The 22,577-nt window shown below is 69.8% G+C and carries 20 protein-coding genes; 8 read left to right on the top strand and 12 right to left on the bottom strand.

Annotation, left to right across the window (positions count from 1 at the left end; genetic code table 11):
- Nucleotides 1-71: 71 nt before the first annotated feature.
- Nucleotides 72-2,516: an FtsX-like permease family protein gene (locus tag ACUP6Y_RS00960; protein ID WP_462553727.1), complete on the bottom strand. Its 2,445-nt coding sequence runs from the start codon at nucleotides 2,514-2,516 to the stop codon at nucleotides 72-74.
- On the bottom strand, nucleotides 2,513-3,298 hold the full coding sequence (locus ACUP6Y_RS00955; protein ID WP_462553726.1) for an ABC transporter ATP-binding protein: 786 nt from the start codon (nucleotides 3,296-3,298) through the stop codon (nucleotides 2,513-2,515). The genes ACUP6Y_RS00960 and ACUP6Y_RS00955 overlap by 4 nt, the downstream gene beginning before the upstream one ends.
- A 142-nt stretch (nucleotides 3,299-3,440) precedes the next feature.
- Here ACUP6Y_RS00955 and ACUP6Y_RS00950 point away from each other — a divergent pair, with 142 nt between their 5' ends.
- Together ACUP6Y_RS00950 and ACUP6Y_RS00945 are read left to right on the top strand one after the other, a co-directional pair.
- On the top strand, nucleotides 3,441-4,694 hold the full coding sequence (locus ACUP6Y_RS00950; protein WP_462556580.1) for a sensor histidine kinase: 1,254 nt from the start codon (nucleotides 3,441-3,443) through the stop codon (nucleotides 4,692-4,694).
- A complete protein-coding gene (locus tag ACUP6Y_RS00945) occupies nucleotides 4,682-5,329 on the top strand; it encodes a response regulator transcription factor (RefSeq protein ID WP_462553725.1) in 648 nt (215 codons plus the stop codon). The genes ACUP6Y_RS00950 and ACUP6Y_RS00945 overlap by 13 nt, the downstream gene beginning before the upstream one ends.
- 494 nt (nucleotides 5,330-5,823) lie before the next feature.
- On the opposite strand, the gene ACUP6Y_RS00940 is transcribed toward ACUP6Y_RS00945, so the two are convergent.
- From ACUP6Y_RS00940 to ACUP6Y_RS00905, 8 genes are all read right to left on the bottom strand, one after another.
- Nucleotides 5,824-6,993, bottom strand: a complete 1,170-nt coding sequence (locus ACUP6Y_RS00940) for an acyl-CoA dehydrogenase family protein (protein WP_462553724.1) — start codon at nucleotides 6,991-6,993, stop codon at nucleotides 5,824-5,826.
- Nucleotides 6,993-7,823 (bottom strand): enoyl-CoA hydratase family protein, encoded by an 831-nt coding sequence (locus ACUP6Y_RS00935; protein WP_462553723.1) that lies wholly within the window; start codon nucleotides 7,821-7,823, stop codon nucleotides 6,993-6,995. The genes ACUP6Y_RS00940 and ACUP6Y_RS00935 overlap by 1 nt, the downstream gene beginning before the upstream one ends.
- The gene (locus ACUP6Y_RS00930; RefSeq protein ID WP_462553722.1) at nucleotides 7,820-8,992 is read right to left on the bottom strand and encodes an acyl-CoA dehydrogenase family protein; all 1,173 of its coding nucleotides are present in this window, start codon (nucleotides 8,990-8,992) and stop codon (nucleotides 7,820-7,822) included. Before ACUP6Y_RS00930 ends, ACUP6Y_RS00935 begins: the two co-directional genes overlap by 4 nt.
- Complete coding sequence (locus ACUP6Y_RS00925) at nucleotides 8,992-11,361, bottom strand: bifunctional salicylyl-CoA 5-hydroxylase/oxidoreductase (protein ID WP_462553721.1); 2,370 nt, start codon at nucleotides 11,359-11,361, stop codon at nucleotides 8,992-8,994. Before ACUP6Y_RS00925 ends, ACUP6Y_RS00930 begins: the two co-directional genes overlap by 1 nt.
- Nucleotides 11,362-11,425: 64 nt before the next feature.
- Complete coding sequence (locus ACUP6Y_RS00920) at nucleotides 11,426-11,848, bottom strand: acyl-CoA thioesterase (protein WP_462553720.1); 423 nt, start codon at nucleotides 11,846-11,848, stop codon at nucleotides 11,426-11,428.
- A complete protein-coding gene (locus tag ACUP6Y_RS00915; protein ID WP_462553719.1) occupies nucleotides 11,845-13,482 on the bottom strand; it encodes an AMP-binding protein in 1,638 nt (545 codons plus the stop codon). The genes ACUP6Y_RS00920 and ACUP6Y_RS00915 overlap by 4 nt, the downstream gene beginning before the upstream one ends.
- The gene (locus ACUP6Y_RS00910; protein WP_462553718.1) at nucleotides 13,482-13,889 is read right to left on the bottom strand and encodes a RidA family protein; all 408 of its coding nucleotides are present in this window, start codon (nucleotides 13,887-13,889) and stop codon (nucleotides 13,482-13,484) included. Before ACUP6Y_RS00910 ends, ACUP6Y_RS00915 begins: the two co-directional genes overlap by 1 nt.
- Nucleotides 13,886-14,647, bottom strand: a complete 762-nt coding sequence (locus tag ACUP6Y_RS00905; protein ID WP_462553717.1) for an SDR family NAD(P)-dependent oxidoreductase — start codon at nucleotides 14,645-14,647, stop codon at nucleotides 13,886-13,888. Before ACUP6Y_RS00905 ends, ACUP6Y_RS00910 begins: the two co-directional genes overlap by 4 nt.
- A gap of 69 nt (nucleotides 14,648-14,716) precedes the next feature.
- Between ACUP6Y_RS00905 and ACUP6Y_RS00900 the strand changes: the two genes are divergently transcribed.
- Genes ACUP6Y_RS00900 through ACUP6Y_RS00885 form a run of 4 tightly spaced genes read left to right on the top strand, consistent with a single transcriptional unit; the run spans nucleotide 14,717 to nucleotide 17,239 of the window.
- A complete protein-coding gene (locus ACUP6Y_RS00900) occupies nucleotides 14,717-15,082 on the top strand; it encodes an enoyl-CoA hydratase/isomerase family protein (protein ID WP_462553716.1) in 366 nt (121 codons plus the stop codon).
- A 7-nt stretch (nucleotides 15,083-15,089) separates the two neighbouring features.
- A complete protein-coding gene (locus ACUP6Y_RS00895; RefSeq protein WP_462553715.1) occupies nucleotides 15,090-15,524 on the top strand; it encodes an enoyl-CoA hydratase-related protein in 435 nt (144 codons plus the stop codon).
- Nucleotides 15,525-15,529: 5 nt separating this feature from the next.
- Nucleotides 15,530-16,420, top strand: a complete 891-nt coding sequence (locus ACUP6Y_RS00890; protein WP_462553714.1) for a 3-hydroxyacyl-CoA dehydrogenase family protein — start codon at nucleotides 15,530-15,532, stop codon at nucleotides 16,418-16,420.
- Nucleotides 16,421-16,429: 9 nt separating this feature from the next.
- On the top strand, nucleotides 16,430-17,239 hold the full coding sequence (locus tag ACUP6Y_RS00885) for a PaaX family transcriptional regulator (RefSeq protein ID WP_462553713.1): 810 nt from the start codon (nucleotides 16,430-16,432) through the stop codon (nucleotides 17,237-17,239).
- Between the two features lie 19 nt (nucleotides 17,240-17,258).
- Here ACUP6Y_RS00885 and ACUP6Y_RS00880 read toward each other — a convergent pair whose 3' ends face one another.
- A complete protein-coding gene (locus ACUP6Y_RS00880; RefSeq protein WP_462553712.1) occupies nucleotides 17,259-17,837 on the bottom strand; it encodes a gamma carbonic anhydrase family protein in 579 nt (192 codons plus the stop codon).
- Between the two features lie 683 nt (nucleotides 17,838-18,520).
- A complete protein-coding gene (locus ACUP6Y_RS00875) occupies nucleotides 18,521-19,183 on the bottom strand; it encodes a TetR/AcrR family transcriptional regulator (protein WP_462553711.1) in 663 nt (220 codons plus the stop codon).
- Nucleotides 19,184-19,286: 103 nt separating this feature from the next.
- On the opposite strand from ACUP6Y_RS00875, the gene ACUP6Y_RS00870 reads away from it, so the two are divergent.
- Entirely contained in the window at nucleotides 19,287-20,135 is an 849-nt protein-coding gene (locus ACUP6Y_RS00870; protein ID WP_462553710.1) for an NAD(P)H-binding protein, read from the top strand.
- A gap of 931 nt (nucleotides 20,136-21,066) precedes the next feature.
- Nucleotides 21,067-22,485 carry an IS1380 family transposase gene (locus ACUP6Y_RS00865; RefSeq protein WP_462553651.1) on the top strand — a complete coding sequence of 473 codons (1,419 nt, stop codon included), beginning with the start codon at nucleotides 21,067-21,069 and terminating at the stop codon, nucleotides 22,483-22,485.
- Nucleotides 22,486-22,577 lie beyond the last annotated feature (92 nt).

The raw sequence follows: 22,577 nt of genomic DNA, 5'->3' as shown, positions 1-22,577 counted from the left end.
GTCGCAGAGAGCCTACCCTATCGTGACGATCGTCCTGATAGTGAAATTCCGCCCCGTGGCTTCGGCGCACATCACGCTGCCCGCAAGGCCCGGCCGGCCGCCGTACGCGTGGCTCCCCAGCCGATCAGGGCGACCGTCGCCGACACCGCCGGGATCAGCCAGAGCGGGCCTTGCGGCCACGGCCGGCCCGCGATGCCCAGACCCAGCAGTGCCATCGGCACCACCGAGACCAACAGTCCGGCGCCGACCGCGAGGACCGACATGACGGCCGTCTCGCGCCTCACCATGGTCCGGACCTGGCGGGGCGTTGCTCCGATCAGTCGCAGGGTCGCGAACTCCTCGCGGCGCCGCATCGTGGAGGCGACCAGGCTGTTGGCGACCGCGACCAGCACGTAGCCGAGCATGGCCAGCAGCACCATCCGGCCGATCCAGGTGTCCGACGACGGTCCCGTGTCCTCCACGAGTGACTTCCCGGACTCCACGCCCGTCCCGGGATGATCGGCGGCCCAGGTCCGCACCGCATCGGAGTCTCCGGCGACCAGCACCGTGTCGAACCACCGGTCGCCGCCGAAGCCCGCGAGCAGGTCGGTGGACAGCGTCACGCTGCCGAAACCGAAGCCCCGTTCATAGACGGCGACCACCCGCGGCTCGACCTTGTCCCCGTTGGCCAGCACGATCTCGACCGTGTCGCCGACGTCGACGCCCCACGAGCTCGCCGTCGGTGAGCTGAGGGCGATGGTGTTGCCGTCGAGGTCGGCGAGGTCGCCGCTGGTGACGTCGGGATCCACGACCTGATCGGCACCCGGGCCGAACGCGAACGCGGGATGGATGTCGGTCGTCGGATCACCTGCGACGGTGCGGTCGTGCAGCACCGTGGTGGAAGCCATGGCGACCGCGGACTCGACACCGGGCTCGTCCCCGAGGTCGTCCACGTCGTCGGCGGAGACGCCACCGGTGACGGTCGCGTCCGCGATCAGGCCCGTCTGGAGCTCGTCGTGGGTGGCACGCTCGAGCGTGGACTCCACGAAGAACTGGGTGATCGTCAGACCGATCGCGAGAGCCAGTACGCCGACCGCACCGGCGGTGCGCAGGGCATAGGCATGGCTGTTCTTGACGGCCAGCCACGTGGGCACCGGCGTCCGGCTCCCCAGCCGGCGTACGGCGCCGCGAGTGAGGCCGCGGACCAGCACCGGTCCGGCGAGCATCACCCCGACGATCGCCGCCAGGGTCCCGCCGGCGGAGGCGAGCACCCCGGTCTCGTTGCGCATGAACAGCGGCGCCACGGACGGCACCACCGCGAGAGCGAGAAGGCCCAGGCCGATGCTGGTGCGCACCCGCGACGGCTGCTTCGGCTCCACGCGTGACTCGGCCACGGCCTCGGTCGCCGACATCCGCGAAGCCCGCCAGGCGGCGCACCGGGCGGCGACCTGCACCGTCACCAGGAGCAGGGCCGACGCGACGAGCGCGGCGAACGGGCTGCGAGCCAGCTCCAGTCCGGCCGGCAGCATGCCCGCATCGGTGAGCTCGCCCGCCAGGATGCCGGCGAACACGTAGCCCAGGGCGATGCCGGGCAACAGTGCCACGGTCGCCACCGCGGTGGCCTGCGTGGCGATGATCCGGCGTACCTCCCGGGGCGTCGCGCCGACAGCCCGCAGCAGCGCGATGTCGCGGCGCTGGTTGGCGACCGACACCGACAGCGCACTGGCCGTGATGCAGCCGACGAGCAGCAGGAGGGTGCCCGCCAGCGAGCCGGCGAGCGCGATCAGCTCCCCCCGCGCCGTACCGCTCGCGATGGTCTCCACGTCGCCGCGGGCGTCTCCCGTGGTGGCGAGGTAGCCGCCGCCGAGCTTGTCCTCGATCCGGTCCGCGACAGCATCGACGTCGGCGCCGCGCTCGACCGACACAGCCACCAGGTCGACCTTGCCGTCGGCACGGTCCGCCAGCGCGGTGGCGGTCTGCTCGTCGAACCAGGCGCCGTAGCCGGGCGCGTCGACGATGCCGCTCACACGATAGGAGACGGGCCGGCCGTCGAGGGTGCCGATGTCGACGCGGTCGCCCACGCCCAGGCCTGCGACGTCGGCGGCCTCGGAGTCGAGCGCCACCTCCTCGGCCCCCTGTGGCCGGCTGCCGTCGAGGTCCGGGTCGGTGAGCGCGGCGACGTCCCAGTTGTGGCCGTCGACCGGACCGGACATCCCGTCGACCGACAGTGCGAAGGTGAGGTCGTTCGCCACTCCGTCCACACCGGGGACCGCTGCGACGTCCTCGGCGAGGTCCGCCGGAACGGTGACCCGCTCGGGCAGCGCGAGGTCGATGTCCTCGACCACGGGGTAGGACTGGGGCGCCGACACGAGGATGTCGGCACCGGCGAGCCGGTCCGGCGGCAGGTGCGAGGTCACGCCGGTCTCACCGACGATGAGGCCTGCGGTGATCATGGCCGAGCCACCGAGGACGGCGAACGCGACGGCGATGAACCCGCCGATGTGGTGGCGGGCCATGGCCAGCATCGTGGCCCTCATGACCGCGCCCTCGACGCGGCCCGCAGATGGGTCAGGCTGCGGGCGAGGTCGTCCGCGGTGGGTCGGGCCAGGTACTCCCTGATGTGGCCGTCGGCCATCACCACGGTACCGTGCGCCCACGCTGCGGCGTTCGGGTCATGGGTGACCATGACGACCGTCTGGCCGAGGTCGTCGACCAGGTCGCGCAGCAGCGTCAGCACGTCGGCCGCGGTGTCGAGGTCCAGCGCACCGGTCGGCTCGTCGGCGAAGACGACGTCCGGCCGGGCGACCAGGGCCCGGGCGATGGCAGCGCGCTGCTGCTGGCCGCCCGACAGCTCGTCGGGCTTGCGGTCCAGGAGCGCGCCGAGACCGACCCGCTCGATGACGCCACCGAGCCACGCCTGGTCGGGCGCGGACCGCGCAAGTCGCAGCGGCAAGGTGATGTTCTCCTCGACGGTCAGCGACGGGAGCAGGTTGTAGGACTGGAAGATGAAGCCGATCCGGTCGCGGCGCAACCTGGTCCGCTTCGTCTCGGACAGCTTCGAGATCTCGGTGCCGTCGATGAGCACCTGCCCCGACGTGGGGGTGTCGAGCCCGGCCGCGCAGTGCAGCAGGGTCGACTTCCCCGAGCCGGACGGGCCCATGACGGCGAGGAAGGAGCCGTGCGGCACGTGGAGGGAGACGTGGTCGAGGGCGGTCACCGTGCCGCCGTACGTCTTGGTGGTCTCGCGGAGGAGGAGGGCGGCGGGAGCGTCCTGTTGCGGGTGCGGTCCGGCCGGCGCTGGTGAGGTCGTTGTGGTCACGAATCGACCGTAGATTCGGAGGTTCCGGCAATCGATCCAGCCACCAGGTGGAGTGGTGGGAGGGTGGAGGGTACGGCGTTGGTACAGGCCGCTGTACCGACACCGGGCCGCTCCCACCGGTAGCGTGACGGCAGTGAGCGACATGGAGGAGGTCGTGCAGCGCGGCCGACGCATGCTGCACCGGGCGATCCGGAGCACCGGCTACGCCGTGTGGGGTTCGGCCATCGGACTGCCGGCGCTGTTCACGATCCCGGTGCTGATTCTGGTCGCGGTCGGATGGTTCCTGCGGATCGGTGCGCCCCTGGTGTCACCGGTGCTGCGGTGGGTGCGCTGGCTGGCCGACCTCGAGCGCGAGCGCCTGCGCAGGTGGGGGCACGAGGTGCCCGACCCCTACGATCGTGCCGGACAGCCGGCGAGTCCGAGGACTCGGCTGCGCGCGTCCGACCGGGCTGTGCGACGAGACCTGGCCTGGTTGCCGAACCTGGCGACCTGGGGCCTGATCCTCGGTGTCGCCATCGTGCAGCTGCTGGTGATGGCGGTGCATGACATCACCTATCCGCTGTGGTGGCAGATCGTCGACCCCAGCCTGCAGGACATCGTCAACGGCTGGGTGAACGCGGAGTCATGGAGCATCGCCGGCTGGGCGCCGGTGATCGGGCTCGCGACCTTCGCCCTGTGGGTCGTCGGCGCGCCCTGGCTGCTCGGGCTGCAGACGCGGCCGGGCCTGGCCTTGCTGCGCCCGTCCGCGGATGCGGACCTGTCCGCGCGGGTCACCGCGCTGGCGGCGACCCGGGCCGCGGCGCTGGACGCACACGCCGTCGAGCTGCGGCGCATCGAGCGCGCGCTGCACGACGGCGCACAGAACCGCATCGTCGGCGCTGCCGTGCTGGTCGGTGCCGCGCGGCGCGAGATCGGGCGGGACCCGGGGCGGGTGGATGAAATGCTGTCCCGGGCCCAGGACACCATCGAGGACGCACTGGCCGAGCTGCGGTCGGTGGTGCGCTCGATCCTCCCGCCAGTACTGGAGAATCGCGGCCTGGAGGGCGCGCTCAGTGCCTTGGCGGCCGACTGCCCGGTGCCGTGCCTGGTCGTGGTCGACGTACCCGTCCGGTGTCCTGTCAGTGTCGAGACCACGGCGTACTTCATGGTGGCGGAGGCGTTGACGAACGTGGCCCGGCACAGTGGCGCCGAGCATGCCGAAGTCGAGGTGCGGCTGGATGCCGGGACCTTGCTGGTCCGCGTCACCGACGACGGCCGCGGTGGTGCCGACGCGTCGCAGGGTTCGGGCCTCGCTGGCATCACCCGCCGCGTGGAGGCCCATGATGGGGTCGTGACCGTGTCCAGTCCCACGGGAGGACCCACCGAGATCAGGGCGGAGCTGCCATGCGCATCGTGATCGCCGAGGACGACACCCTGCTGCGCGAGGGCCTCGGCCTGGTGCTGCGCAACGAGGGCTTCGACGTCGTCGCCTCGACCGGCGACCCGGAGTCGTTCCTGGCGGCCGTCGACGAGCACCGCCCCGACCTCGCCGTCGTCGACGTACGGATGCCGCCGACCCACACCGACGAGGGGATCAAGGCCGCCGTCGCGGCCCGCCGCAGCCACCCCGAGCTCGCGGTGCTCGTGCTCTCCGCCTATGTGGAGCAGAGCTTCGCCACCGACCTGCTCGCCGACGGTGCCGACCGGGTCGGCTACCTGCTCAAGGAACGCGTCGGTCGAGTGGACGCCTTCGTCGACGCAGTCCACCGGGTCGCCTCCGGAGGCACGGCGATCGACCCGGAGGTGGTGGCGCAGCTCTTCGCGAGGCGCCGCTCCGGGGACCCGCTCGAGCGGCTGACTGCGCGCGAACGCGAGGTTCTCTCGGTGATGGCCGAGGGTCTGGGCAACACCGCGATCGGCGAGCGACTGCACGTCACCGAGAACGCCGTGCACAAGCACATCCGCAACATCTTCGCGAAGCTCGACCTCGCGCCCGACGACGAGAACGACCGGCGCGTGGCCGCCGTGCTCCGCTATCTGGAGAGCGCCTGACCCAGGATTGCGGCAGCCCGGTCGATCACCGGTTGGTCGATCATGTGGCCGTCGGGTCCGAGGAAGACGCCACCTCCGGACTGTTCGGCTGCCTCGTGGACAGTGCGAGCCCAGGCCAGTTGTTCCGGGGTCGGCGCGAAGGAACGCGTCACCGGCGCGACCTGGGCGGGGTGAATGCAGAGCTTCCCACCGAACCCGAGGGCGCGGGCGCGACGGGCGTCGGCGGGGAGACGGACCAGTCGCCACCTGCCCTGGCCTGAGCACGGACGCGCACCAGTCGCCGGACGTCCTTCCGACACCGTCGGAGTTCGCCGGCGGGTGAGGCCAGCCGCCCGCTTCACGGTCGCGTCGCCGCAGAAATCGAGCTGGCTCGCCGTCGCGGCGTTCGTACCGGTCGGCACCGCCGGCGCAGCCAACCACAACCACGTATGAACAGCCAACGCCCCGTAGCCGACAGTCGTCCGTGTGCGGTGCCGCGTCGCCGGACCTCGCCATCAGCGGAAGGCAGCGATCCCCGTCAGCGCCCGACCGATGCTGAGCGCGTGCATCTCCTCGGTGCCCTCGTAGGTCGCCACGGTCTCGAGGTTGTTCATGTGTCGCATCACGGTGTGGTCCAGGGTGATGCCGGCGGCGCCGAGCATGCCGCGCGCGGTCCGCGCGACATCCAACGCAGTGCGTACGTTCGCGAGCTTGCCGTGGCTGACCTGCTCGGGCGTGATCTGGTGCGCGTCCTTGAGCCGGCCGAGCTGGACGGCGGTCAGGCTCGCGTTGGTGACCGCGATCGACATGTCGGCGAGCTTGCGCTGGGTCAGCTGGAAGGACGACAGCGGCTTGCCGAACTGCTCGCGCTCGCCGGTGTAGTCGAGCGCCTCCTCGAAGCAGGCGCGCGCCGCTCCGACGACCCCCCACAAGATCCCGTAGCGCGCCTCGTTGAGGCACGACAGCGGACCCTTGAGGCCCCTCACCTCGGGGAACACGGCATTGCCCGGCAGGCGGACGTCGTCCAGCGCGAGCTCCGCGGTGACCGAGGCCCGCAAGGAGAGCTTGCGCAGGATCTCGTGGGCGGAGAAGCCGGGGGTGTCGGTCGGGACGGCGAAGCCGCGGATGCCGTCGTCGGTCTGTGCCCAGATGACCGCGACATGGGCGAAGGTGCCGTTGGTGATCCACATCTTCGAGCCGTTGAGCACCCAGTCGTCGCCGTCGCGGCGGGCACGAGTGCGCATCGAGCCGGGGTCGCTGCCGGCGCCGGACTCGGTCAGACCGAAGCAGCCGATCGCCTCGCCCTCGGCCATCCGCGGCAGCCAGTCCTGGCGCTGCTCCTCGGTGCCCCAGCGGTGGATCGCGAACATCGCGAGCGAGCCCTGGACGGAGACCAGGCTGCGCAGGCCCGAGTCGACCGCCTCCAGCTCACGGCAGGCCACGCCGTACGCCGTCGCAGTCGCACCGGTGCAGCCATAGCCCTGCAGGTGCATGCCCAGCAGCCCGAGCTTGCCCAGACCCTTGGCGATCTCGATCGGGATGGTGCCATGCTCGTACCACTCGCTCACGTGCGGGGCGAGCTCCGCGGTGACGTAGTCGCGGACCGTGTCCCGGATGGCACGGTCCTCGTCGGTGAGCGTCGCGTCGACGTCGAGGAAGTCGCCCTTGTCGGACACGGTCTTCATCACTGTCCCTTCCATTCGGGCTTGCGCCCGGCATTGAACGCCGCATGGAACTCGGCATGGTCGTCGGTGGTCATCAACAATGCCTGGGTCATCGCGTCCAGCTCCATCGACGACGACATCGACATGTCGAGCTCGCGGGTCAGCAGCGACTTGGTCTGTGCCAGCGCGAGCGACGGCCCGGAGGCGATGCGGTCGGCGAGCGCGCGCACGGCGTCGTCCAGCGCCCCTTCGTCGTCGACGAGCTGCGAGACCAGGCCGTAGCGATCAGCAGTCTCGGCGTCGATGGTGTCGCCGAGCATCAGCAGCGAGGTGGCCCGGCCGAGGCCGACCACCCGCGGCAGGAGGTACGCCGCCCCCATGTCGCCGCCGGAGAGCCCCACCTTGGTGAACAGGAAGGCGAACCGGCCCTTCGGCCCCACGACCCGGAAGTCGGAGGCGAGAGCGATCACGGAGCCCGCACCGGCCGCGATGCCCTGGATCTTCGTGATGATCGGGATCGGGCACTCGCGCATCGCGCGGATGACGTCGCCGGTCATCTTCGTGAACCTCATCAGGTCGCCGGCCTTCATCTTGATCAGCTCGCCGATGATCTCGTTGACGTCGCCGCCGCCGCAGAACCCCTTGCCCTCGCCCTGGACGACCAGCACCCGCACGCCTTCGTGGTGCGGGAGCTCGGCGAGCAGGTCACGCAGGTCGGCGTACGACTCGAAGGTGAGCGGGTTGAGCTTCTCGGGCCGGTTCAGCGTCACCGTGGCGACGGGGCCGTCGATGGCGAAGTCGAAGTGCTCCCACCTGTCGGTGAGCGGAACAGATGCGCGGAAACGGTTCATGATGCGGCCGACCCTTCCTTGTCGAGTTCACGGGCCTTGAAGAGCTCGCGGGCGATGATGGAGCGCTGGACCTCGGAGGCACCCTCGTAGATCCGCGGTGCCCGTACGTCACGGTAGAGGTGCTCCAGCAGGTGCCCGCGCTGCAGCGCACGGGCGCCGTGGAACTGGACGCACTGGTCGATCACCTGCTGCGCGGTCTCGGTGGCGAACAGCTTCGCCATCGCCGCGGACTTCGTGACCTCGGCCCGGGAGCCGCCGGCGTCGTACGTCCGTGCGGCAGCATGCACCAGCAGGCGGGACGCCTGGACCTGCGTCGCGAGGTCGGCCAACTTGTGGGCGAGCGCCTGCTGGTCGGCGAGGACGCCGCCGTAGGCCTTGCGTTCGCTCACGTGGTCCAAGGTCGCGTCCATCGCGGCCTGGGCCATGCCGACCGCGAAGGCGCCGACGCTCGGGCGGAACAGGTCCAGGGTGCGCATCGCGACCTTGAAGCCCGCGTCGACCTCACCGAGTACGTCGCCCTGCTCGACCCGCACGCCGTCGAACGCGAGCCGTCCGATGGGGTGCGGGGAGAGCAGGTCGAGGTGCTCGCCGCTCAGGCCGGGGCTGTCGCCGGCGACGGCGAAGGCCGTGACTCCGCGGGCGCCCGCATCCTGCGTGGTGCGGGCGAAGACCGTGTAGACGTCGGCCTCCGGCGCGTTGGAGATCCAGATCTTCTCGCCGCTCAGCCGCCACCCGTCGCCGTCGGCCTCCGCCCGGAGACCGAGGGCAGCCGCATCGGAGCCGGCGTCCGGCTCGGTCAGCGCGAAGGCGGCGACGACCTCGCCGGTGACGACGCCCGGGATCCAGCGCTCGACCACCTGAGGCCGGCCGGACTGCAGGATCGGATAGCTCCCGAGACCCTGCAGCGCCAGCGCGGTCTCGGCCTCGGCGGAGATCGCGGCGATCGTCTCGCGCAGCAGGCAGAGCTGGAAGGCGGCGGCGTCGCGCGGCGACTCGTCCGGCTCCCCGCCGAAGAGGCCGCGGAGCAGTCCGGACCGGCCCATCTCGGCCAGCAGCGGGCGATTGACGTGGCCCTCGGTCCCGGCGTCGACGAGCGGGAGCAGCCGGTCGCGGGTGATCGTCCGGATCTCGCTGACCCGTGCGTTCTCCTCGGCGGACAGTCCGTTCATCAGGCTTCTCCTTGCGATGTGGGTGTCCAGCGGGCGTGGCGGGTGCCGCTCTCGCCGTTGCGGATCAGCTCCAGCCGGGGCTTCGGCCCATCCGTCCGGCCGGCCTGGGGCTTCCTGCTGCCGCCCTTCCACGGGTCCGGCCAGACCGCGCCGGCGCCGGCGTACTCCTGGTCGGCGGCCGCGTGCAGGGTCCAGCTCGGGTCGTAGAGATGCGCGCGGGCCAGCGCGCACAGGTCGGACCGGCCGGCCAGCAGGATCGAGTTGACGTCGTCGTACGACGAGATCGCGCCGACCGCGATCGTCGGGATGCCCACGGTGTTGCGGATCCGGTCCGCGAAGGGGGTCTGGTAGGACCGGCCGAAGGCCGGCTTCTCGTCCGGCGTGACCTGGCCGGTCGAGACGTCGATCGCCGCGGCGCCCGCCTCTTCGAAGGCCTGGGCGACGAGGACGGCGTCGTCCCCGGTGAGTCCGCCCTCGCACCAGTCGGTGGCCGAGATCCGCACCGTCAGCGGCTTGTGGGAGGGCAGCACCGCGCGCATCGCCGCAAACACCTCGAGGGGGAACCGCAACCGCCCGGCCAGGTCGCCGCCGTACTCGTCGGTGCGCTGGTTGGTGATCGGCGAGATGAAGGAGGACAGCAGATAGCCGTGAGCGCAGTGCAGCTCGACGAGGTCGAAGCCGGCCGCGTCGGCGCGGACCGCGGCGTCCACGAACTGCTGCTTGACCCCGGCCAGCTCCTCGACGGTCAGCTCGCGCGGCACCTGGTTGACGCCGTCGCGGTAGGGGATGGGCGAGGGCGCCACGACGTCCCAGTTGTCCTGCTCCAGCGGCAGGTCGATGCCCTCCCACATCAGGCGGGTGGACCCCTTGCGTCCGGAGTGCCCGATCTGGATGCCCATCTTGGCGTTGCTCTCGTGGTGCACGAAGTCGGTGAGCTGCGACCAGGCCGTGGTCTGCTCGTCATTCCAGATGCCCGTGCAGCCAGGCGTGATCCGGCCCTCCGGGGAGGTGCAGACCATCTCGGTCATCACCAGTCCGGCGCCGCCGAGTGCCTTGCCGCCGAGGTGGACATGGTGGAAGAGGTTCGGCACGCCGTCGGCGGCGCGGTACATGTCCATCGGCGAGACCACGACCCGGTTCGCCAGCTCGAGCTCGCCGAGTCGGTAGGGCTGGAACATCGGCGGTGCGTCGAGCTCCGCGTCCGGACCCTGCTGCCGCGCGAACCACTCGTTGACGCGGGCGACGAACTCGGGGTCGCGCAGGCGCAGGTTGTCGTAGGTGACCCGACGGCTGCGGGTCATGATGTTGAACGCGAACTGCAGCGGGTCCTGGTCGACGTACTGCCCGAGGTTCTCGAACCACTCGAGGCTCGCCTGCGCGGCGCGCTGGGTGGAGAGGACGACCGCCTTCCGTTCGGCCTCGTACTCGTCGAGCGCGACGTCGACGCTGTCGTGCTCGTGCAGGGTGGCGGCCAGCGCGAGGGCGTCCTCCATGGCCAGCTTGGTCCCGGAGCCGATCGAGAAGTGCGCGGTGTGCGCCGCGTCGCCGAGCAGCACGATGTTGCCGTGCCGCCAGTGCTCGTTGCGCACCGTGGAGAAGTTGATCCACTTCGAGTTGTTGGCCATCACCTCATGGCCGTCCAGCACGTCGGCGAAGAGCTCGCACACGCGCTCGATCGACTTCTCGTCGGACTCACCGGGCGCGAAGTCCTGCGCGGCGAAGCTGTCGAAGCCGGCGGCACGCCATACCTCCTCGTTCATCTCCACGATGAAGGTGCTGCCCTTGTCGTCGAACGGATAGCCATGCACCTGCATCACGCCGTACGGCGTCTCGGCGATGTAGAACTTGAAGGCCTCGAAGACCTTGTCGGTGCCGAGCCACATGTACTTGCAGGCACGCTGCTCAAGGTGTGGCCCGAACGATGGGGCGAACCGCGAGCGCACCGCGGAGTTGAGCCCGTCGGCGGCAACCACCAGGTCGTAGTCGGCGGAGAGCGCGTCGATGTCGGGGGCGTCGATCCGGAAGTGGACCGTCACGCCGAGGTCCGCGCAGCGAGCCTGGAGGATCCGGAGCAGGCGCTTGCGGCTCAGCGCCGCGAAGCCGTGCCCTCCGCTGGTGTGGACCTCGCCCTTGAAGTGGACATCGATGTCGTCCCAGCGCGCGAACTCCTGCTCCATCTGGTGATAGATCACCGGGTCCGCATGCTCGATGCCGCCGAGGGTCTCGTCGGAGAACACCACGCCGAAGCCGAAGGTGTCGTCGGCCGCGTTGCGCTCCCACACGGTGATCTCGTGCTGTGCGTCGAGCTGCTTGGCGAGGGCGGCGAAGTACAGGCCACCCGGGCCACCACCGATCACCGCGATGCGCATTGCCATCTCCTCGCTGCAGCCGACCACATCATGGGCCCAACATATATTGCTTGTCTGACGTCCGTCAACTACACGACATATTGGTCGGTGCGAGAGCCTCACGCACGGGCTCCGGCCAGGGCACCGCGCGACCCGCAGTGGGATCGATGTGGACCGCGGTGAACGACCCCTCCACGGCAAGCTCGTCGCCCCGGTGGACGGTGAAGGCGAAGGTGATCGACGAACGGCCCAGGCGCTCGACCCGCAGGGCGATCTCGACCCGGTCGCGGAACCAGAGCCGTGCATGGTGGTTCACCTCGAGATGCACCCTCGGTACGACGCCGAAGAGGTCGACCACTCCGTGCTCGTCGTAGAGCTCCGCCTCCGCGGCCTCCATCCACCGCAGCACCGTCGAGTGGTGATAGTGACCGGCCGCGTCGGTGTCCGGCCACTCGACGTACCGCGTGACCGACACCTGGGGACCACCGGTGGCTGCGGGCCGGCTCACGCGAGCTCCCTGGTCGCCTCTCGAAGACGGAATCGCTGCAGCTTGCCGGTCTGCGTCTTGGGCAGGTCCTCGAGGAACTCGATACGGCGCGGGTACTTGTAGGGCGCGATCGCCTGCTTGACGAATTCCTGGAGCTCCGCGACGAGCGCCTCCCCGGCGACGACGCCGTCGCGAGGCACGACGAACGCCGTCACCAATTGACCGCGTGACGGATCCGGGGTGCCGACGACACCGCACTCCACGACGTCGGGATGCGCAAGCAGCGCCTCCTCGACCTCACCCGCAGAGATGTTGTAGCCAGACGACACGATCATGTCGTCCTGACGTCCCTGGTACCAGAAATACCCGTCCTCGTCCCGGATGAAGGTGTCGCCGGTGATGTTCCAGCCGCCCTGCACGTAGTCGTGCTGGCGCTCGTCGTTCAGGTAGCGGCAACCGGTCGGCCCCTTGACGGCGAGCCGCCCCGGGACCCCCGGGGGCACCGGCCGCAGGTCCTCGCCGACGACCTCGGCCCGATAGCCCGGCACGGCGACCCCGGTGGAGCCGGGGCGGATGTCGCGGTCGGAGGCGGAGATGAAGACGTGCAGCATCTCGGTCGCGCCGATCCCGTCGATCAACTCGACGCCGGTCGCCTCCTGGACGGCTCTCCAGGTCGCCTCGGGCAGGTGCTCTCCGGCGGAGACCGCCCTGCGCAGGGTCGACAAGCGGTCGACCTTGCCGGAGGTGATCATCGCCCGATAGGCCGTGGGTGCGGTGAAACACACCGACACCCGGTGCTCGTCGATCAGGTCGGCCAGCTCGTCGGGGGTGGCCCGCTCGATCAAGAGGGTCGAAGCACCCACCCGCAGCGGGAAGACCACGAGTCCGCCCAGTCCGAAGGTGAACGCCAGGGGCGGGGTGCCGGTGAAGATGTCGTCCCGGGTGGGCTTGACGACCTTGGCGGAGAAGGTGTCGGCGATCGCAAGTACGTCGCGGTGGAAGTGCATCGTCGCCTTCGGCTTGCCGGTCGTTCCGGACGTGAAGGCGAGCAGTGCCACGTCGTCGGCCGCGGTCTCCACTGCGGAGAAGTCGTCCGGCATCCCCACGATGTCGGCCGACAGGTCGCTCCCCTCGCCGTAGGTGACCACCCGCAGACCGGGGACGGACGACAGCGCGAGCTCCTCGACGAACCGGCGGTCACAGAGGGCCAATTCGATCTGAGCGATCTCGATGACCTTGTCGAGCTCGCCGCTGCGCAGCATCGGCATCGTCATGACCGCCACCGCGCCGGCCTTGAGCACTCCGAACCAGCAGGCGACCAGCCAGGGGTTGTTCGGTCCGCGCAGCAGGACCCGGTTGCCGGGCACGATGCCGTAGGACTCACCAAGCAGGCCGGCAATCTGGTTCGACACCCGGCGCAGGTCGTCATACGTCCACGGCTGCTGGCCCGGCGCGAGCAGGCAGGGCCGTTCACCGCCGAATCGTTCGGCGACCGCGTCCAGCAACTCGATCGCGCAGTTCAACCGGTCGCCGTACGCCAGACCGGGCAGGTCGGCGACGAACTCGGGCCAGAGCTCGGCCGGGGGAAGGTTGTCGCGACAGAAGCTGTCGACGTGCGCGGACGCCGACAGGCTCAGCGGGGCCGTCGGGGACATCACGACCTCCCCTCTGGCAGGACCGCGAATCCCTGGACCTCGACCAGCGCCTCGGCGTCCCAGAGCCGGTGGACGCCGATGCCCGCCATCGCGGGGTACTGGTCGCCGATCAGCCGGCGCCAGACCTCCCCGACCGCGCGGGCGTGGGCCCGGTAGTCGTCCATGTCGACGATGTAGACGGTCATGCTGGCCAGGTGCTGCGGCGTGCCACCGGCGGCGGCGAGCGCAGTCAGCAGGTTGCCGAGCGCCCTCTCGAACTGCTCGACCACGGTCGATCCGACGATCCTGCCCTCGGCGTCGAGTGCCGTCTGGCCGGCGAGGAAGACGATCTTCCCACTCGCCGCCACCGCATGGGAGAAGCCCTTGGGGAGGCCCAGCTCGGGCGGGTTGACGAACTCCAGGCTCATGACTGCACTCCTCCACCGTCCACGTTGATGCCCTGTCCGTTGATCGAGCCGTTGGCGACACACGCCCACACGGCCTCGGCCACCTCGTCGACACTGACCAGACGCCCGTTGGGCTGTTTCGCCTCGAGGGCGGCGCGCGCCTGATCGGGCGTGCGCCCGGTCCGTTCGACGATCTCCGCGATGGTCTGCTCGGTCATCGGGGTGTCGACGTAGCCGGGGCACACGGCGTTGACGGTGACGCCGGTGCGGGCGAGCTCGCTCGCCGCGGAGCGCACCACACCGAGGATGCCGTGCTTGCTCGCCGTGTAGGCGCTGATGTAGGGCTCGCCCTGCTTGGCCGCGACGGAGGCCACCACGACGATCCGGCCGGCACCGCGCTCGACCATGGCCGGGACCGCCCGGCGGATGCAGCGGAACGGTGCGGTGAGGTTGAGGTCGAGCATGGCGGCCCACTGCTCGTCGGTCGTCTCGTGCAGCGCGGCGGCGGTGCCGGCTCCGGCGTTGGCGACGAGGACGTCGGGTGCGGCCCACGTCGCCTCGACCTGGGCGAAGAGGTCCTCGACCGCTCCCGGAGCCGTCAGATCGGCCGGCAGTACCACGGTCTCGCCGACGCAGGCCGCAGCCGTCTGCTCGAGCTGGTCGCGGCTGCGGGCCGTCAGTGCCACGCGGTGTCCCTCACGGCTCAACCGAGCCGCGACGGTCCTGCCGATGCCACGGCCCGCTCCGGTGACCAGGGCGACCGGGCTGCTGTCGGGCATGTTCCGATGGTGACATGGTTTAATGACGCCCGTCAAGGACACGATATAAAACGGAGCGAGGGTCGACTCATGCAGGGTTCATCGCCGACGTCCCGGTCGATCGGCGGCTTCGGCACGCTGCGCGTCGAGGTGCAGGACGGCATCGCGCTGGTCACCATCGACCGCCCGGAAGCCCGCAACGCACTCAGTCTCGAACTGCAGCGCGAGCTCCGTGATGCGCTCGAGGCGTTGCGGACCGATGACGAGGTCGGAGCCGTCGTGGTCACCGGCGCCGGTGACCGGGCCTTCGCCGCCGGCGCGGACATCAACGGGCTGCGCGACTACGGCCACGCCACCGCGATCGCCTCCGGGCTGCAACGCCTCTTCGACGAGATCGAGGCCTTCGAGAAGCCGACCATCGCGGCGAAACGGCCTCGCCCTCGGCGGCGGCTGTGAGCTGGCGATGGCCTGCGACCTCCGGATCGCGAGCGCGCCCGCGAGGCTCGGGCTGCCGGAGACCTCCCTCGGGATCATCCCGGGGGCAGGCGGGACCCAGCGCCTGACCCGCCTCACCGGAGTGGGGATGGCTCTCGACCTCATCCTCACCGGGCGACTGCTCTGCGCCGACGAGGCCCGTGCGGCGGGCCTCGTCTCCCGCGTGGTCGCGGCCGACGCCCTGCTCGACACCTGCCGGGAGGTCGCCGAGGCGATCCTCGCGCGCGGTCCCCTCGCCGTACGCCTGGCGCGCATGGTGGTCCGGGCTGGTGCGGACGTCGACCAGGCCTCGGGCCAGCTGATCGAGCGCCTCGCCCAGGCAGTGCTGTACGAGACCGACGACAAGCGCGAAGGCGTCGCCGCCTTCTTCGACAAGCGACCCGCCCGGTTCAACGGAAAGTAGGGACGATGGACATCCAGCGAGTACTGGTGATCGGCGCCGGCGCGATGGGATCGCAGATCGCCCTGCTGTGCGCACGAGCGGGGTACGACACCCGATGCCACGACGTGGCCGAGGCCTCCCTCGATCGAGCGCGACACGAGCTCACCGGTCGCGTCGACCGCGACGTCGCCAAGGGCAGGAGCTCCCGAGCCGCGGCGGACGCCGCGTGGTCACGTCTCCGCTTCGGGACCGACCTGGCAGTGCTTGCGGACGGCGTCGACGTCGTCATCGAGGCCGCCGTCGAGGACCTCGCCCTCAAGCGGACGATCTTCGCCGAGGTCGATCAGCTGGTGCCCGAGCACGCGGTCCTGGCGACCAACTCCTCCAGCTTCGTCCCCTCGAAGCTCGCCGACGCGAGCGGACGGCCGGACCGCTTCTGCAACGTGCACTTCTTCAACCCGGCGCTGGTGATGGAATGCGTCGAGATCGTCGCGGGGCCGGACACCGCCTCGACCACCGTCGACACCGCGCGGGACCTCGTCGTGGCCCTGGGGAAGACTCCGGTCGTCCTGGACAAGGAGATCCCCGGCTTCATCGCCAACCGGATCCTCAACGCGGTCCGCGACGAGGCGATCCGGCTCCACGAGGGAGGCATCGCCTCGGTGGAGTCGATCGACACCGCCTGCCGCACGGCGCTCGGCTATCCGATGGGGCCCTTCGAGCTGATGGACCTGACCGGCATCGACGTCGGCTACCTCACCAAGAAGGCGCGTTTCGAGGAGACCGGCGACCCGGTGGATGCACCGTCGAGGTCGGTCAGCGAGCTCGTCGCCCGAGGCGATCTCGGCAGGAAGACCGGCCGAGGCTGGTACCGCTACGACGAGCAGGGTGCTCGCCTCGGGCCGGCCGCGCATTAGGCTCCGGCCATGCTCGACATCGCTCCGCGCCAGCTGATCATGACGCTGTATGGGCTCTATGCGCGCGAGGAGCACAACTGGCTCTCGATCAGCTCCGTGGTCCGGCTGATGACCGACCTCGACGAGGACTCCGCTGGCGTCCGCTCGTCCATCTCGCGACTCAAACGGCGCGGCGTGCTCGAGGCGAGGAAGATCGACAACGCTGCCGGCTACTCGCTCTCGCCCGACGCGCTGGAGGTCCTGCGCGAGGGCGACGTGCGCATCTTCGGACCCAAGCGCGCGAGCGAGGCCGACGGCCTGCTCATCGTGGTGTTCTCGGTCCCCGAGTCGGAGCGGGAGCGGCGCCACCAACTGCGCACGATCCTGTCGGCGCGGGGCTTCGGCACCATCTCGCCAGGAGTGTGGGTCGCGCCGTCGATGCTCCACGACGAGGTCGCGCGGGCTCTTGAGGCCCGCGGCCTCACGTCGTACGTCGATGTGTTCCGCGCGACCTACCAGGACTTCGGCACCCTGCGCGACCGGGTCGCCCAATGGTGGGACCTCGAGGCGATCCAGGCCGAGTACGACGAGTTCATCGCAGCCTTCGCGCCCATCCGCGCCTCGTGGAGGAAGTCGGCGAAGCAACCTCGCGACGCCTTCGCGGCCTACATCCCGATGCTCACCGTGTGGCGCCGCCTTCCCTACCTCGATCCCGGACTCCCCCTGACCGTGCTCCCCGCCAACTGGAGCGGACGCCGAGCCACCGACCTCTTCACCGACCTCGACGCCCTGCTCAAGCAGCCGGCGCGGGAGCACGCACTCGCCACGATCCACGCATAGTCCGGCCGAACTGGCGGCGTCACTCGCCGCCCGTCCCCGCTCTCTCGTCAGCGCGACGGTGCTCCTCGGCGAGGCCGACATACGTCTCGGCGTTCTCGCGGATCTCGACGACCTCCGAAGCGGACAGGGTGCGCTTGATGCGAGCCGGCACTCCAGCCACGAGCACGTTCGGCGGCACCTCCATGCCCGCGGACAGCACGGACCCGGCAGCGACGAGGGAGCCGCGGCCGACGCTGGCCCCGTTCAGGACGATGGCTCCCATTCCGATCAGTGCCTCGTCTGCGACGGAACATCCATGCAGAACGGCGCGGTGGCCCACCGTCACCCGGGCGCCCACCTCGAGAGGGAAGCCGGGATCGGCGTGAAGGACCGCACCGTCCTGGATGTTGCTTGCCGTTCCGATCCGGATCGGAGCGAGATCCGCGCGAATCACAGCGCCGTACCAAACGCTGACCTCCGCCGCCAGGGTCACCTCGCCCGCGAGCACGGCGCCGGGGGCGACATAAGCCGTCGCATGCACTGCCGGCGCGCGGCCCCCCATGTCCACGTCACCTCGCTCGTCGGCGTCGCGGTACTCCAACTCCAGCCGACCGCCCATGATCGGCTCGAAGAACGAGCTTCAACACGTCGACGTCCGGCGTCATCGACCACTTCTCCAGCAACGAGGGATCCGTCAGATGCCGACACACCACCTCGGGCGTGCTCGCCAGCGATCGGCTGAACTCGAAGGATCGGTCGTCCGGCCAACCCGCCACCTCCCAGGTCGCCTGACTCGTCCTCTGGTCACCGGTCTCGACCAGTCGTCCGCTCCGCGGAGTCAGCGAGCCGTTGCAGCGTGCTCGCAAGCCCATGCAGCGGATCGGGCTGCAGCTCGTACATCCGCCTACGTCCGACACGCCGCGACGTCACCACCCCGGCCCGTTCAAGGCCTTGTAGATGCTTGGTCGCCTGCGGTTGGCGGACGCCGGCGAGTCTCGCCACCTCCTCGGTCACGAACCCCTCACGAACGTCGGTCATGCAGTTCGAGGTCGGTGATTGGGAAGTGGTGGAGGAGGACGACTTCTAATGGTCATTGACCACTCCTGAACCCACGCACCAAGACGCGTCAGCTCAGCTTTGCGACGTTCCTCAGGCGGCCTTGCTTGGCAATCCACATGCGTAGTGAGGACCCAGCCCCGCAACCGCCACGCCCCGAAGGCGGTCAGGTCGTGCCGCCCTGGCCGGGTACCTCCAGCGCTCGTCGCAAGAGGAGACTCCGGGCCCAGGACCAGTCTGCTTCGTTCAGTTGGTGGGCGAAGGTTCGTCGATCGGATCTGCTTGTTGCTGCTCGGCGGAGTCCACCTGCGTCGACGGCCAGGACTGGACCCGGATTCCCTCCAGGATGAAGCCGGTGCGCCGGTCGTAGTCGTCGCGCGCCGGCCTGTCCGCGTGCTTGAGGGCGAGCGCGTTGTCCCGGAGCAGGGCGTGGAGGTCGGCGGCAGTGAAGTCGTCACGCAGGACGCCCGCGGCCCGCGCGGTCGCGACCAGCTCGTCGTTGAAGTCGCCCCCGACGTGGCAGAGCTGGACCAGACTGGGCGAGTCGGGATAGGTCTGCAGCATGACGTCGACGAACGCGGGCTGGCGGTACTGGAGATCACGGATGTCGGCGATGTAGGCCACCAGTCGCTCGGCTGGGTCGTCGATGGCGCGGGCACGGTCGATGATCGGGTGCAGCTCGGTCGCGACGACATCCTCGATCACCGCCTCGATCAGGCCGATCCGGCCGCCGAACCGGTTGAAGATCGTTGCCTTGCTGACCCTTGCGGCCGCGGCGACCTCTTCCAGCGGCACGCTCAGTCCCTTGCCCTGGAAGGCATCGATGGCTGCGCGACGGATCCCAGCAGCGTTGCGGCGCGCGTCCGCGCGAAGCCGCAACGGCGATCCCGCCTCACCGGTCGCACTCATCCCTGCTCCCTCGCGCAAAGTTGACTCGATGAGTCAGGTTATCTACCGTCGACCGGAACCACTAACCTGACTCTCCGGGTCACTTTATTCGAGAGGTCACCCGATGATCGTCGTCACCGGTGCCACCGGCGTCCTGAACGGCGCCACCGTCGAGCAGCTCCTGAAGCGGGTGCCTTCCGACGAGATCGGGATCAGCGTGCGCAACATGGACAGAGCGCAGCACTTCGCCGACCGCGGAATCCGGGTGCGGCAGGGCTCCTACGAGGATCCGGCCACACTGCGCGAGTCCTTCGCCGGAGCGGAGCAGGTGCTGCTGGTCTCGGGCAACGACCCGACCGCCGACATGATGACGCTGCACCGCAACGCGATCGAGGCCGCCGCCGAGGCCGGTGCCCGGCGGATTCTCTACACCAGCCAGTCCGGTGCCGTCGACAGCCCCTACCCGCCCGCGCAGCTCCACGCTGCCACCGAGTCACTTCTCGCCGACTCGGGCGTGGCCTGGACGGCCCTTCGCTACGGCTTCTTCGGCAGCCTCGACGATCTGCTGGGCCCATGGCAGCAGACCGGCACCATCGCCAAGCCCGCCGACGGCCCCATCCCGTGGACCGATCGCGCGGATCTCGCGGAGGCCGCCGCGGTCATCCTCACCAGCGACCGCTCCTTCGACGGTCCGGTCACCCTCACGCCGTCCCGGGCCGTGACCCTCGAGGACTTCGCACGGGCCGCCTCCAAGGTGTCCGGCCGCACCATCGAACGCGTCGTCGTGGACGACGACCAGTGGGTGACCGAACAGACCGCGAACGGCATGCCAGAACCGGTCGCCCGGTTCGCCCTCTCGATGTTCCAGGCCACCCGCACCGGCTACTACGCGCAGACCGACCCGCTCCTGGCCGAACTCCTCGGCCGCGAGCCGCGAGGCATCGACGACCTGCTCGCCACTTTCCACGGCTAACGGCTGGAGTGCGCTTCTCCCGCTCAACCTCAGGCGCGATCGCCCCGAGCAGGTCTCGGCCACGGTCCGAGGACTGTCCTGCTTCGCGCGAGTCCGAGACTGGGGACATGACGGCTGGGAGTGTGAAGGAGACCGGCCCCACCACCGCAGCACGGTGGGAGGCATCGAGTCGAGCGCGCGGGGACGCTCGGAGGCCTGGGCAACCGCGCGACGCCCTCCGAAGCGAGAAGGGCCCCTGATCTGCCTCTCTCCGCAGGTCAGGGACCCTTCTATCGCCTAAACCACTCGACCGGTCTTATCCAAACCGGTCCACGTGCGCGAGGGGGGAGTTGAACCGGCGGAATACCACGCTCGATCACGCTGGAACGACCGTCCTGAGCGTGGTCTCGGCCTCCCGTTGTCTCCGGTTGGCTCCCGTTGCTTCGGGGGCGTGCACCCCTGGGGTGCACCAGCCAGTATTGAGTTGAGGCCAGCCCTTGAGACCGGTCATCCGATCCTATGCCCATCCCTCGGCGCGCCAAGATCGATGGGTCCAATCGCCACCACCTTGCCGCCTCTCGCCTGGATCGCCGGCATTTTCGCAGGAGCCTCTCTGCTTCCACCTCGTCCCACGCATGAGCCTGGTCAGATTCACGCCGAGGCACGCAACAGACTCAATGAGCGTTCGCAAGGCGGCGCCAATCACAGCAGCGCCCTAAGAGGTTCCGCCAATAGGTATTGAGCGGTGAGGGCGTGTCGGTCACGCAGGACAGGCACGAGCCTCGGTAACAGAAGGGGTGTCTGACGCCACTTCTCTTCCCCGAGGTGCTCGCCTCCGCGTTTCACGCGGTTCTGGGTGACACGTAGCGCAGGAACGCGAAAGTGCCCGTCCTGCTTGGGAAACTTTGACTTGCGACAGTTGAAGTTGACCAAGAGAGCGAGCACTTTGCAGGTGAAGCGTAACAAGCGGATGCGTCGGGTCGTGGTCAGTGCGGACGGGGCTGGCGTGGTGTCGCACGCTGGGGTCGGGCTGCTCCGAGAGATGGCCGAGTACACCGGGCTGGTCGACGCCGTCAGCGCCGCGCTGGCCGACACCTACCGCGGTCCCTGGCTGCATGCGCCGGGCCGGGTGTTCACCGATCTCGCGGCCGCGGTTGCTGACGGTGCGGACGCCATCACCGGGATCGCAGTGCTCGGTGATCGTGAGGACCTCCACGGTCCGGTGGCCTCGATGCCGACGACCTGGCGGGTCTTGGACAAGGCCGATGCGAACCACCTCCCCGCGCTGCGAGCTGCACGCGCTGCGGCTCGGGAGCAGGCGTGGGCCGCGGGCGGCGGGCCGGACCTGGGCAGTGAGGAGTTCGCCGAACTGTTGTTGGACTTTGACGCCACGATCACGATCGCGCACAGCGAGAAGGAGAACGCTGCCGCGACCTGGAAACGGACCTTCGGGTTCCATCCACTGTTGTGCTTCTTGGACCGTCCCGACATCGCTTCCGGCGAAGCGCTCGCCGGTCTGCTGCGTCCCGGGAACGCCGGCTCGAACACCGCCGCTGACCACATCACCGTGCTGGACATGGCGATCGAGGCGCTGCCCGAGCACGCCCGCCCCTGGCTCGACCCACACACCGGGTGTTGGGGCGCCCAGCGTCTGGTTGCTCGTTCGGATTCGGCTGGCGCCACGCACGCGTTCGCGGCCGCGTGTGTCGAACGGGGTGTCGGGTTCTCGTTCGGATTCCCCGTAGATGCGCGGATCCAGCGGATCGTCGACATCATCCCCGAGGAATGCTGGCACCCCGCGATCCAGACCGACGGCGAGTTCCGTGAAGGGGCGTGGGTAGCGGAGGCCACCGGCATGATCGACCTCTCGACCTGGCCCGAAGGGTCGCGGTTGATCTTGCGCAAGGAACGTCCTCATCCCGGTGCACAGCTCACGTTCACCGATGTCGACGGACACCGGGTCACCGCGATCCTCACCAACACCCCAGCCCACGGGCCCGGTGTCGTGCCCGGTCAGGCCGCTGGGCTGGAGTTGCGGCACCGTCAACACGCTCGGGTGGAGGACCGGATCCGCGAGGCGAAGGCCACCGGACTGCGGAACCTCCCGTGCCGGGCGTGGAACGAGAACGCCGCGTGGCTGGAGGTCGTCATGATCGCGGTCGACCTCATCGCATGGACCAAGAAGATCTGCTTCGCCGACGTACCCGAGCTCGCACGCTGCGAGATCCACGCGTTCCGTTACCGAGTCCTGCACGTCGCCGCCCGGATCACCCGAGGCTCGCGACAGATCCGGCTCCGCATCGACACGACCTGGCGCTGGGCAGTCGAGATCGCCGAAGGGTTCCACCGACTACGCACCGCGTTCAGCTGACTCCACACACTGCTGAACGCGCCCTGCCCGCCCACGACCCAGGACCCGGAGAACCGCCCACCGGCAGCGCCAGCCGCACCACCAGCGACCCT

This window comes from Nocardioides sp. S5-5 (genome assembly GCF_054954065.1).
Note: the sequence above shows the minus strand (reverse complement) of the source record. Positions and strands in the feature narration are given on the sequence as shown.

Bases quoted from the DNA above. Each gene is read 5' to 3' on its own strand.
- ACUP6Y_RS00895 (WP_462553715.1), top strand. From the start codon at position 15,090: ATGGCCTGCGACCTCCGGATCGCGAGCGCGCCCGCGAGGCTCGGGCTG.
- ACUP6Y_RS00890 (WP_462553714.1), top strand. From the start codon at position 15,530: ATGGACATCCAGCGAGTACTGGTGATCGGCGCCGGCGCGATGGGATCG.
- ACUP6Y_RS00900 (WP_462553716.1), top strand. From the start codon at position 14,717: ATGCAGGGTTCATCGCCGACGTCCCGGTCGATCGGCGGCTTCGGCACG.
- ACUP6Y_RS00910 (WP_462553718.1), bottom strand. From the start codon at position 13,889: ATGAGCCTGGAGTTCGTCAACCCGCCCGAGCTGGGCCTCCCCAAGGGC.
- ACUP6Y_RS00880 (WP_462553712.1), bottom strand. From the start codon at position 17,837: ATGGGCGGTCGGCTGGAGTTGGAGTACCGCGACGCCGACGAGCGAGGT.
- ACUP6Y_RS00945 (WP_462553725.1), top strand. From the start codon at position 4,682: ATGCGCATCGTGATCGCCGAGGACGACACCCTGCTGCGCGAGGGCCTC.
- ACUP6Y_RS00935 (WP_462553723.1), bottom strand. From the start codon at position 7,823: ATGAACCGTTTCCGCGCATCTGTTCCGCTCACCGACAGGTGGGAGCAC.
- ACUP6Y_RS00950 (WP_462556580.1), top strand. From the start codon at position 3,441: ATGGAGGAGGTCGTGCAGCGCGGCCGACGCATGCTGCACCGGGCGATC.
- ACUP6Y_RS00925 (WP_462553721.1), bottom strand. From the start codon at position 11,361: ATGCGCATCGCGGTGATCGGTGGTGGCCCGGGTGGCCTGTACTTCGCC.
- ACUP6Y_RS00885 (WP_462553713.1), top strand. From the start codon at position 16,430: ATGCTCGACATCGCTCCGCGCCAGCTGATCATGACGCTGTATGGGCTC.
- ACUP6Y_RS00870 (WP_462553710.1), top strand. From the start codon at position 19,287: ATGATCGTCGTCACCGGTGCCACCGGCGTCCTGAACGGCGCCACCGTC.
- ACUP6Y_RS00915 (WP_462553719.1), bottom strand. From the start codon at position 13,482: ATGTCCCCGACGGCCCCGCTGAGCCTGTCGGCGTCCGCGCACGTCGAC.
- ACUP6Y_RS00905 (WP_462553717.1), bottom strand. From the start codon at position 14,647: ATGCCCGACAGCAGCCCGGTCGCCCTGGTCACCGGAGCGGGCCGTGGC.
- ACUP6Y_RS00930 (WP_462553722.1), bottom strand. From the start codon at position 8,992: ATGAACGGACTGTCCGCCGAGGAGAACGCACGGGTCAGCGAGATCCGG.
- ACUP6Y_RS00875 (WP_462553711.1), bottom strand. From the start codon at position 19,183: ATGAGTGCGACCGGTGAGGCGGGATCGCCGTTGCGGCTTCGCGCGGAC.
- ACUP6Y_RS00960 (WP_462553727.1), bottom strand. From the start codon at position 2,516: ATGAGGGCCACGATGCTGGCCATGGCCCGCCACCACATCGGCGGGTTC.
- ACUP6Y_RS00940 (WP_462553724.1), bottom strand. From the start codon at position 6,993: ATGAAGACCGTGTCCGACAAGGGCGACTTCCTCGACGTCGACGCGACG.